The sequence below is a fragment of the Geomonas sp. Red276 genome (assembly GCF_054784495.1).
In genome coordinates this window covers 40,962-52,223 of the sequence record NZ_BLXW01000036.1, presented here as the reverse complement: position 1 = coordinate 52,223, position 11,262 = coordinate 40,962, and the positions used below count along the sequence as shown (strand labels likewise).

The following is an 11,262-nucleotide window of genomic DNA, read 5'->3' as shown; positions in this document are numbered from 1 at the left end:
GTTTCGATCTTGCTGCTATGCTTCCCCGCCTCGCTGCTGCCGCTGCCCGGACTGGCAGCCGACCAGAGCGGTGGTTACGCCTAGCGGAAGATTGGCGCTAATCAGGTAATCTTATGGGCGTCCCCTTGGGGTCCCCTTGGGGTTCTTGGGGTTCTCAAGTTGAAGGGAGGGATGTTGCCGGGAGTGCTCAATCCTTTTCACTTAACGCGGCTTCGATGTCCTTTTCCAGACTCTCGGGTGTCGTCGTCGGGGCGTATCGGGCGCGGACCGTGCCGTGGCGGTCGACTAGGAACTTGGTGAAATTCCATTTGATCGCCTCGCTCCCTAGCAGGCCTTTGGCGGCCGTCTTTAGATACTGATAAAGCGGCGATGCGTCGGGGCCGTTAACTTCGATCTTGGCGAAGAGGGGAAAGGTCACGTCGTAGGTGAGGGAACAGAAGCTTTGTATTTCTGTGATGTCCCCCGGTTCCTGGGCGCCAAACGGTGAGACGATGGGGCCAGGCTTTCAAAGTCTCAAGGTGAAGGGGGGGATGTTGCCGGGAGTACTTCAATCCTTCTCATTTAACGCAGCTTCGATGTCCTTTTCCAGACTCTCGGGTGTGGTCGTCGGGGCGTAGCGGGCACGGACTGCGCCGTGGCGGTCGACTAGGAACTTGGTGAAGTTCCATTTGATGGCCTCGCTCCCCAGCAGGCCTTTGGCTGCTGTCTTTAGATACTGATAAAGCGGCGAGGCGTCGGGGCCGTTAACATCTATCTTGGCGAAGAGGGGAAAGGTCACGTCGTAGGTGAGGGAACAGAAGTTCTGTATTTCTTCGATGTCCCCCGGTTCCTGGGCGCCAAACTGGTTGCAGGGGAAACCGAGGACCACAAACCCTTGCGGGGCGAATTTTCGGTATAATGCTTCAAGTCCTTTATACTGCGGGGTGAATCCGCATTTGCTGGCGGTGTTGACGATCAAGAGGACTTGGCCGCGGTAATCGGCGAGGGCCTTGTTCTCCCCGTCGGCTCTCTTCACTGGAATTTCGTAGATTGTCGGCATGGCTGCTCTCTTTGTCTTGATGGCGGTCTGGTTGTGACATACAGATAGTATTCAAGATTAATCGTGTGCGTCAATATGCGGCAGCGTCTTCAGCGACGTTTATTCCTGACCTCTACCCTTGGGCACTTCCAGGAACACCGCAAGGGAAGTGCTCACAATGTCACCAGGGCTTTGGGATTCCAACTTTTGGTGAGTAGTCATGAAAAGCCCCCGGACGAAAATCTGGGGCTTTTTACGTGCGAAAAAAGTGGATAGGGGGTGCCGCGCTTTTGGGTTGGCGGCCTTGCCTACGCGAAGAGGGGCGAGATCGCGCTGCGCGTCCCGGGGCGTCCCCGTCGGAACCGGTTTCTTTGATATTTCAAGCCCTTTTGCGTGATAATGACAGGAGAGGCCTGGCTTAGGAGTATTCCGGGCGGGGAGGTGGTAGCTATGGCAACCGCGGTCGGAGTGGGGCACAGCCTGCGCAAGAATCCCACGGAGGCGGGGAGAGAAGCGGTCCTGATGGCGTTGGAGCGCGGCGGAATCGAGAAGCCCGACTTCGTCTTTGCCTTCGCCACCGTCGGATACAACCAGCCGATGCTGATCCGCGCCATTCGCGAAGCGTCGTCGGGTGCGCCCTTGACCGGCTGCTCGAGCGAGGGGATCATCGTCCAGGGATTGGTGGCGGAAACCAACTTCGGGATTTGCGTGATGGCCGTCGCCTCCGACGAGCTTCGCTTCGCCAACCTGAAGGTGGAGAATATCACCTCCGGACCCGGCCGGGCCGGTGCCCGCCTCGCCGAACGGCTCCAACTACTGCTGGCCCCCGACAGCATCGCCTGCTTCCTCTTCGCGGACGGCCTTACCTTCGATTTCGACCCCTTCCACGCGTCGTTTCTGCGGTCGATTCGCTTGGACCGTCAGCTCCCCTTCTTCGGGGGGCTGGCCGCCGACAACTGGGCGACCCGCAAGACCTATCAGTACCATGACGACGAGGTCTTAAGCGACGGGATTTCCTGCGTGCTGATGTCGGGGGAGGGGAGGATCGCCTCCGGAATAAGCCACGGCTGCGTCCCGGTCGGCACCAGGCGGACCATTACCCGCTGCAGGGCCAACATAATCTACGAGATCGACGGCACCCCGGCCCTCGACGTCCTGAAGGAGTACGTGGATGACGGTTCCGCGAGCCAGTGGAACAAGATGGCTCTCAATCTCTGCCTCGGTTTCAAGACTCCCGAGTACCTGAAAAAAGAGTACGGCGAGTTCACCGTCCGCTACATCATGGACAAGGACGACCGCGAAGGATCGGTCACCATCCAGTCCGACGTGAGCGAGGGGACCGAGCTGTGGATCGTGCGCCGCGACAAGGAGCTGATCCGCGAGGGGTTGCTGACGGTTGCCGGCCAGATCAAGGAGCAGCTCGGGGACCGGAAGCCAAAGTTCGTGATGCAGTTCGAGTGCATGGGGCGCGGCAAGGTGGTCTTTCGCGAGCAGGAGAAGATCGACCTCCTGGCCGGGTTGCAGCTTAACCTCGGGGCGCAACTGCCGTGGATCGGGTTCTACACCTACGGAGAGATCGGCCCCATCGCCGGCTACAACTGCATTCACAATTTCACCGCGGTCATCGCCGCTGTGTACTGATCCCGGGCGGTGGAGTCATGAGTTTCCAGGATCCTACCGACAAAGGTAACAAAAACGGCAACGGGAAGCTCGAGGCGCTGGAGCGCGAAAAAGAGGCGCTCTCCCAGCAGGTCAAATCCCTCATCAAGGCGGAAGGGAAGCTCTACGAGTTCCAGGAGAAGCTGGATGCCCAGCTCAAGGAGTACCGGGAGCTCTACGATTTCAACCGCCAACTCCATGCGACCTTCGAGATCGACCAGATCCTGAGGCTGACGGTGGCCTACATCGTGGAGCACCTGGAGTTTGAAAGGGCGGTATCCTTCCGCCGGGGTGCGAACGGGGAGTACCGGGTCTGCGCCCACGACGGTTACTACGACCCGGCCGATGAGGAGACCGTCAAGACGGTCACCTTCCCCGCCTCTTCGGACTCCCTTTCCCCCCTGTTCGCCGGTGGAGAATTCATACTTTGCCATACCGGCTGTGCCGACCCCGATCTCGCCGCCCTGGGCGAAAATCTCAAGCTGAACGATTTTCTCATCTATCCGGTCGGGCACCCCGATACCCTCTACGCCTTCATCGTCATCGGCAACTCGGCCGAGAACGCGGTCATGTACCGAAGCCTGGCCGGATGCGCCCCCCTTTTGAGCATCGGCAACGTGGTCGGGGTGCTCTCGGCGGTGATCGAGAGCCGGATCTTCTACGAAGAGCTGGAGAAGTCGCGGGAGCAGGAGCGCTTGGCGGAGGCGAAGTACCGCGGGATATTCGAGAACGCGGTGGAGGGGATCTACCAACGCTCCCCGCAGGGGCGCTACCTCGACGCCAACCGCTCCCTCGCCCGCACCTTCGGCTTCGACAGCGCCCGCGAGCTTATGGAAGAGGTCTCGAGCATCCGCGACGATCTCTACGTCGACCCCTCCGATCACGATCGGCTGATGGCCCTGATCGCCGAACGGGAGGCCGTGGAGGGGTACGAAACCAGGATGTACCGTAAGGATGGCAGGGTGATCTGGGTCTCCATCAGCATGCGCGCGGTGCGCGGGGCGGACGGGAGTATCGTCTGCTACGAGGGGGCCACCGAAGAGATCACCGAGCGCAAGCAGGCGGAGGAGGCGCTGCGCGAGAGCGAAAAAAGATACCGCCAGTTGAGCGAGGCTCTCGAACAGCGTGTGAAGGAAGCGGTGGACGAGATTCGCGAGAAGGACCGGATCCTGATCCTGCAGGGGAGGCAGGCGGTGATGGGGGAGATGATCAGCAACATCGCCCATCAGTGGCGCCAGCCGTTGAACATGCTGGCGCTTTTGGTGCAGGAGCTGCAGATCACCCAGCAAAAGGAGGGGTTGACCGAGGAGTTTGTGGTTTCCAACGTCGGCCGCAGCCTCGAAATCATCAAGCAGATGTCGAAAACCATCGATTATTTCCGCTACTTCTTCAGGCCGGACAAGGAGAAGGTACCGTTCCGGGTGCTGGAGAGCCTGGAAAAGACGGTTGCCATCCTGGATGGAAGCTTCCGAAGCCACAACATCGAGATCACCCTCGCGACGGAGGGGGACCCGGTGGTGGAAGGGTTCCCGACCGAATTTGTCCAGGTCCTGCTCAACATCCTCATCAACGCCCGGGACGCATTGGTGTCGAGGAAGCCTCCCGCGCCCAGGATCGCAGTCAGGATGTGCGCTGAGGATGGGAAGACCGTGGTCACCGTCGCGGATAACGCCGGCGGAGTGCCCGAAGCGATCATCGACCGCATCTTCGACCCGTACTTCACCACCAAAGGGCCCGAGCAGGGGACCGGCATCGGCCTTTTCATGTGCAAAACCATCGTCGAAAAAAATATGGGGGGGAGGCTTTCGGTCCGCAATACCGGAGAGGGGGCAGAATTCAGGATCGAGATCTGAGACCCGGGCCGGCGTCCGGACGCTACGTCCGGTCACTCGGAGGGATCCCAGTCGGGCACCCATTGGTCGGGACGGTACCGGAAGGTGTCCCGTTCGTGGAACCAGAGCCAGATCTTTTCCCATCTTTTGGATTTCTTCCCGATAAAGAAGAATTCCCGCCACTTGAGCTCGGTCTCGATGAATTTGGTGATGTCCCGCAAGATAAGCTTCTTTTCTTCCCGGTGGTAATCGAAACAGTACCACTTCCCCTGCTCCTGGTGGGGAATCACTCTCCCCACACGGATCTTCTGGGAGTGCTGGTTGTTGGCCAGATTGTAAAAGGCCTGCCTCCCTTCGCCTATTACCAGCAGGGCAAGGTCACTGTTAAAGGATATGCAGTGATAGCGCTCGGTCTGGCTGATGCCGAAACTGTGCGCGCGGCTGAAGACCCTGAGGACATCCAGCTCGGCGCTTCTTTTTACCAGCAGGAAACCTTCCACCGCATAGGTGTGGTGGTTTTTCGTATCGATGCGGTACACCTCCGCCTCCCCGTTGATGCCATGCTTGACCGAAAGGTTCCGGTTGACGCTTTCCATGACTTCCTCGCCGGTGAGGATGAAGCTGTCCGGGAAACTCGAACGGCGCTCGACCATGAATTGGGGCCGCTGTCCCACGGTGTGGGTTTGCACGGTCCCCTTCGGATCCAGCCGCTTCCTCAGCAGTTTTGCCGGTACCCGTCCCTCCTCGTGCTCGATCATGACGTAGTAGTCGGAGTCCCTTTCGCTCGATGCATAGGTCGCCCGTATGCAGTAGCCGTCGTCGATCTCGAAGGCTTCCCTCATGCCGAACTTTGCCGAGAAGAACGCGCGGTCCAGGCTGATTTGGGCCCGCCACATGAGATCGCCGACGTTATCATCGCCCAAGGCCTCATGGAAGAGGAAGGTTCCGTCCGACATTATGTCGTACCCCTCGGCCTTCGCGAAAACGGGGGAGGTTACCCGGCACGCTCCCTGGCGGGCGAAGTCGATCAATACCAGCGACTCCTTGTCGTCCAGAAGGAAAACTTTGTCCTCACCGAGGAGGTAGAGTCTCAGCGGGGGGCGAGTGGTCAGATCGATCGGGAGGTCGTCGGAAAACTCCAGGGTCAAAGGCTCGTGTTCTATCTGATAGGCTTCGGCGAACTCGGCATCCACCACGCCGGTGGCATCTCGGTCGGCGATTTCGGCCTTAAGGAAGGCGATCCTTTCGCTGCACCCCAGCCGCATTGCCTCGCGGTACTGGTCGAGAAGGTCGGGTAGGTCATCCTTTTCCGGCACCAGGCCGGCAAGCCGCTCCTCCATGATCCGGACCAGTTCCTGCCGCTCATCGAGTGGGAGTACCGTCATCTTCTTTTTGATGCAGCCATGGCTGGCCCGTATCTCGGCGGGGCGGCAGTCGGGAGCCTCGCATCTGCCGAAGAGCGCCGCGATCTCTTTACGCGCCTTCTCCTGCCTCTCCTGCCAAAGTTGCCGGTAATCGGACTTGAATTCCGCGCTGGAACCGAACCACGGCTTGAGCTCCTCGTAGATTTCCAGCACCCCTTCCGCGTTGCCGGCGGCAAGCGCCCGCTTGGCCTTCACATAACGAAGCCAGGGCTCTTTTGCGCGCTCCCCGGTTTCTGCCGTCCGCTTGTTGTCATGGAGTACGGAAAAAAACGGCGAGAGGTGGATCACCTCGTCGGCCCGTTCCTGATATTCCGGTTGCCTCATCAGAAAAAGAAGCCGGTCGAAGCACTCCGGCCATGACTCCTGCCCGAGAAGCGTTTTGAGCGATTCCAGCTGGGTTTCGAATAGCTCCCTTTTTTGCCGATCCTTTTCCTCGCCGATCAGCCTCCTGATCTTTTCCCTGTTTTCCCGGTCCTCTTCGAGCAGGGTGCTCAGCAGGACGAGTCTCCGCTCGCCGCCTGGCTCGTTGTCCAGTCTTCTCCAAAGCTCGGCCAACCGGGTCCCGCCGTCGATGGCCTCGATGGCGGCAACGATGGAACCTGCCTGCTGGCAATGGGGATAGATCAGCAGCGCTTCCCGGGCTACTTGTTTCGCCTGCTCCAGGCAGCCGGTTTCAAATAAGGTTCGGGCCTTTTCCTCCAACGGTTCGGCCTTGCGGGAGAGCGCGGCTTCGATCTCCTTTTGCAGCGGGGCCCAAGCGGAAAGAAACCCTTCCTTTTCGTTGCCGATCTTGATCAGTTCGCGGGCGGTGAAAAGGTTGCCGTCCCTCAAGGCGATGTCAGCGTAGGCGAAGATACCTTCGAGACCCATCTCGCCGGGATGGAGCTCGTCGAGAATCGCGCGGGCTTCCGGGAACGAGCCTATGTGATGGTAGGCGATGGCTAGCGTCTCGCGGATACTCTTCTCCTTGAGAACGGCCTTGGGCTGGTTCAAGAGGGTCTCGATGCACCGATGGTAAGCGCCCATCTCCTGGAGCATCATCGTGGCTCCCCGGGCGACTACCGGGACGTCCCCGTTTCCGGTGGCGCGAAGTCCCGCCAAAACCTCCTCTGCCGCGGCGTAATCGTACTCGTCCAATAGCCTTTGGGCCTCCTTGAGGATTTCGTGCGGAGCATCGGCAGGTTTCGTCTCTTTGCGCCCTTTTCGGTTGGGACGAGGGGACTCTTCTTTTTCTTTGCCAAGGGGGACGGCGGTTTCCACTTTTTTGACAGCTGCCGTGGATAAGGCACCGATGCGGGCGTGGCACGCATCGATGGAGGGGAGGGCGCGATGCTTGATCAGGATGATGTTGGGGCTCGCAGGGTGGGGGACCAGGGCAAAGACTTCTCCGAAATTTTCCAGGAGGAGGTTTTGGAGCTGGTGCTTGACCGCATAGCCACGCTCCTTGTCGGTGTGGACAAGGGCCAAGCTGGTCGGATTCACTCTCTTGATGAGGTCGATGATTTCCAGCGATGACGGCACGTGCCCGGAGTTAAGAAGGTGCTCGGACGCTCGGACGTGTTCCTCCCAATTCATGATCAGCCCCCTTGTCATAGCGGCCCTGGTCAAATCACCAAGCGAGGTGAATATTATCAAAATCTAATCTGATGTCAAAATGTCCTCGGCCCTGATTTCCTCGGGAAAGCCCTCGCCGAATTCCCTGACAGTCACTTATTCGCATCAGGACCGCGGTTACCCATCGTTCCGGCGTCCCCGGCAGCGCCATCCCCTGGTAACTGGCAGATTTAATCCTCCTCGTTGGAAGAACTGTCGCAACTCGCACCTCATCTCTCGCAGCGCCGTAAAATTATTCACAGTGAAAAATTTTACAGTCTCAGAAAGTGACGGGAAATCAACGAATTCCAAATGGGAGTTTCACTAACTGTAAAAAAATGAACACTGAATAGAATTTAATTTGTGGATTTTGCTCATTTTTAGAGTTATAAATGCGCGGAATATGAAGATACTGCAGTCGATGGATATTTTGGCCCAGTTTTTGATCTAGAAAGAGGTTTTTGCATCATTCTTCAGCCGAACTGCTGCTGACACTCTCGGGAAATAGCACGGACAGGTGATCAATTGTATTGAGATGACGAATCCTGATGGAGAGGGGGGAGATGATGCGCTGGTACCAGGTGATATGGACGGTAAGTCTCGCGATTCTATTGGCGGCGTGTATGCCGCGACAGTCCATACAGTATCCCGTGACCGATATAGTGGCCGTGCCTGACAGCCCTTTTGACAAGGCGATTCTTGCCGTGAAACCGTTTCAGGACGGCAGGAAGCCTTTGATGACCAACTGCCCCGATATGGGGGTCGGCCAAATTCAAAAGGACGGCAAGACCTTCTACTATAACTGTGACAATTCCTACAAAACCGACTCTGTCACCAGGGAAATTTCCGCCATGATGGTGGCTCATCTTAAGGAGTCTCACCTCTTTAAAGATGTCTTGCTCGCCGACAGTGCCGTTCCTTCCGATGCCGACTATCTTCTCACAGGGCAGGTGTCCAAGTTCGACGGGCTGAAGGAATACAGTTCGGGTGCTGTCGTGGCAGCACAGTTCGGCCTCCTGGGAGCCCTGGTCAACCTTGCCCAGAACAATCCGTATGAGGGGACCACCGTTCTTGATGACGTGAAGTTGATCCGTCTGAAAGACAACTCCGTCATCTGGAGCGGCCAGATCACCGGCCACATAGAGGGGACCGACACCGTGGATCCGAGTGGCTGGTCTTGCTACACAAAGGCTAACCTGTCCTTAAGGGAAGCCAACGGCAACCTGGTGAATTCCCTCGTCAGGCACGAGGTGAGTTTGAACCTGCCGGCCGACCCGCCGGCGGAGAAAAAGTGAAGGCTGCTCTTAACTCTTTCCCTACGCGGGCAGGGGAGGGTGAGGCGAAGAGGATGGCGCCTGGCACCGTTTAAGTCCTGACCATCATGGACCTTGACGACCTGGTCACCGCGGTGATCCATCATTACGAGCAAATGGATGTCGAACCAGCGTTTTTGTGCCGCTGACCAGGATCTTCTGGCCTGCGTGATGGGTCCGAGACGGAGAACTTTTTGCATGAAGGGGAGGGGGGATGGGGGAGGCCGCCAAATGGCTGCATATTTCCCATCCGGCAGAGCGGCGAGAAATTTTGCACGGTCAATGGCTCTTATCACCCTTGTTTGTGTCATAAAACCGACTTTCAAGGCTAATTTCGCAGATTTTCATTGACATTTCTGCGTTTATTCCTTAGAAATATCGGGCGATCTGATGGCTCCTATTAGCAAAGCAGCTAACAGAAGGGCTATCGCGATCTCAGAAGGGACGAGTCGTGAGCGATATTCGACAGCCAAATGGCGAGGCAGGATTCACCCTCCTTGAATTGCTGGTATCGGTGATGCTGCTTGCCGTCGGTTTTCTCGGCACCTTTACCACCATCTGGGCCTCCCAGAAGGCGGGAAGTTCCTCCCGCAACATCACCCAGGCCGCGACTTTGGGCCAGGACCTGATGGAACAGCTGCTGTTTCGCAACTACACCGGGCTTAGAAACGGAACCTACACCTTCCCCACCACGCCTCCCTATCCCGCCTCCTTTTCCCGCAGTTATACCGTCCAGCAGGACGTTCCCGGTACCAACATGAAAACCGTTACGGTCACCGTCTCCTGGAAGGAGTTCAACGGGACCAAGACACGAACTTTGACTAGCGTGCGCCGCGCCGATTTTTAGGGGGAAGCAGGTGGATAAGAGGTCGTTGCTCGGTAGCGCCCAAGGCTACACCCTGGTGGAGATGGTGATCGTCATGCTCATCTTCGCCGTGGTGAGTGCCGGTATCTACACCACCTTCGATGCCGGCAACAAAAGCATCCTGAAACAGCAAGACGTCATCGGTATCCAGCAACAGGGGCGTGGCGCCCTGAGCAGCATGGAGCGCGATCTGCGCACCATCGGCTACGGCCTGGCGGACCTGGGAAACCTGACGATGAACGTCTACCCCCCAGGCGCCTCGGCTCCCGGGACCTGGAGCGTGGTGGAAAGTTACGACAACCTGAACACCGCCGGCGTCGCCCCCACCACCGATTGCATCCGGCTGCGCTATTTCCGCGCTTCGGCGGACGTGGCGGACGATATCTACATCACCCAGGACCACCCCAGTTCCGCCGCCGACACCTTCGTCAACAGCACCGACGGCTTCCGTCAGGGGGACCTCTTCGTCGTCTACGACCCGCGCGACCTCTCCCGACCGGGGACGGTGCTCCAGGTTTCCAACGACCCCAGCCAGGGCTCCTCTCCCAAGGACAAGTTGATCCACAACCCCGGCGCCAACGGCCCCTACAACCCGCCCAACGCGACTAACCTCTTCCCGTCCGGCGGCTACACGGTCGGGTCCCGGATCCTCAACCTGGGACAAAGCCGCACGGTCACCTACTACGTAGACAACAGGTTCAACCTCATCAAGGAGACCCGGGACAACCCGGACGTCACCCAGCCCCCCACCTCGGTTCGCCCCATTGCCTCCGGCGTGGAGGATTTCCAGATCAAGTACGGCTTCAAGGACGGGCAGTGGCTGGACGCGGTGGTGCTCGGCGACGCCAACCACGACGTCAACAACCTGCGTGCGCTGCGGGTGAGCATGGTCGTCCGCTCGATGAACCGTTCCGTCAACGGCGCCGGCATCACCGCGCCGGTGACCCTCTCCGGGCAGTTCGGCAACGGCGTCCCCCGCGGCGGGGACAAACTGCGGCGGGTGGTGATCACCACGGTGATCAACCTGCGCAACCTGGCAACCAGAGGATAGCCCGATGCCCTTAAAGAACGAAAACGGCGTTGCCCTGGTCATCGCACTCATGTTCCTGCTCGTGCTCTCACTGCTGGTCACCGTGGTGCACAAGGACGCCCTTTTGGAGTTCGTCTCCAGCCGCGGCTACGAGCAGTCTCAGCACGCCTTTTACCAGGCCGAAAGCGGCCTGCGCGATGCGCACAGCTGGCTCTCCGGGCAGGGACTCGCCCCGGAGAACAGCATCAATCCGCCGGCGTGGTTCTACAACATGTCCACCGCCATGCCGACCGCCTCCTCGGGGTGGTCACCCTACGTCGCCAACGGCAACTTCCGTTACCGCTACTACATGGAGCATCTAAAGGACGCGAGCGCCAACGTGAGCGGCGGCGAGAGCGCGAAGATCGGCACCACCACGGCATCCGGGGGCAAGGTGCACTACTACCGGATCACCTCGGAGGGTTCCGACAGCGCAAACATGGTGCACAAGGTCGTGCAGATCGTCACCACCGCGCGCTACTAGGAGAG

The 11,262-nt window shown here is 58.8% G+C and carries 9 protein-coding genes; 6 read left to right on the top strand and 3 right to left on the bottom strand.

Annotated elements, in window-relative coordinates:
* Positions 1-187: 187 nt before the first annotated feature.
* On the bottom strand, positions 188-493 hold the full coding sequence (locus ACYVL5_RS19365; RefSeq protein ID WP_460597222.1) for a glutathione peroxidase: 306 nt from the start codon (positions 491-493) through the stop codon (positions 188-190).
* Positions 494-547: 54 nt separating this feature from the next.
* A complete protein-coding gene (locus ACYVL5_RS19360) occupies positions 548-1,039 on the bottom strand; it encodes a glutathione peroxidase (RefSeq protein ID WP_460597221.1) in 492 nt (163 codons plus the stop codon).
* A gap of 429 nt (positions 1,040-1,468) precedes the next feature.
* On the opposite strand from ACYVL5_RS19360, the gene ACYVL5_RS19355 reads away from it, so the two are divergent.
* Together ACYVL5_RS19355 and ACYVL5_RS19350 are read left to right on the top strand one after the other, a co-directional pair.
* Positions 1,469-2,659: an FIST signal transduction protein gene (locus ACYVL5_RS19355; protein WP_460597220.1), complete on the top strand. Its 1,191-nt coding sequence runs from the start codon at positions 1,469-1,471 to the stop codon at positions 2,657-2,659.
* 17 nt (positions 2,660-2,676) lie between these two features.
* A complete protein-coding gene (locus ACYVL5_RS19350) occupies positions 2,677-4,530 on the top strand; it encodes an ATP-binding protein (protein WP_460597219.1) in 1,854 nt (617 codons plus the stop codon).
* A gap of 32 nt (positions 4,531-4,562) precedes the next feature.
* Here ACYVL5_RS19350 and ACYVL5_RS19345 read toward each other — a convergent pair whose 3' ends face one another.
* Complete coding sequence (locus tag ACYVL5_RS19345) at positions 4,563-7,508, bottom strand: hypothetical protein (protein WP_460597218.1); 2,946 nt, start codon at positions 7,506-7,508, stop codon at positions 4,563-4,565.
* Positions 7,509-8,089: 581 nt separating this feature from the next.
* On the opposite strand from ACYVL5_RS19345, the gene ACYVL5_RS19340 reads away from it, so the two are divergent.
* From ACYVL5_RS19340 to ACYVL5_RS19325, 4 genes are all read left to right on the top strand, one after another.
* Positions 8,090-8,821 (top strand): hypothetical protein, encoded by a 732-nt coding sequence (locus ACYVL5_RS19340; protein ID WP_460597217.1) that lies wholly within the window; start codon positions 8,090-8,092, stop codon positions 8,819-8,821.
* Between the two features lie 469 nt (positions 8,822-9,290).
* Positions 9,291-9,686 (top strand): type IV pilus modification PilV family protein, encoded by a 396-nt coding sequence (locus tag ACYVL5_RS19335; RefSeq protein ID WP_460597216.1) that lies wholly within the window; start codon positions 9,291-9,293, stop codon positions 9,684-9,686.
* 10 nt (positions 9,687-9,696) lie between these two features.
* Positions 9,697-10,755 carry a PilW family protein gene (locus tag ACYVL5_RS19330; RefSeq protein ID WP_460597215.1) on the top strand — a complete coding sequence of 353 codons (1,059 nt, stop codon included), beginning with the start codon at positions 9,697-9,699 and terminating at the stop codon, positions 10,753-10,755.
* Between the two features lie 4 nt (positions 10,756-10,759).
* Complete coding sequence (locus ACYVL5_RS19325) at positions 10,760-11,257, top strand: PilX N-terminal domain-containing pilus assembly protein (RefSeq protein ID WP_460597214.1); 498 nt, start codon at positions 10,760-10,762, stop codon at positions 11,255-11,257.
* Positions 11,258-11,262: the final 5 nt, after the last annotated feature.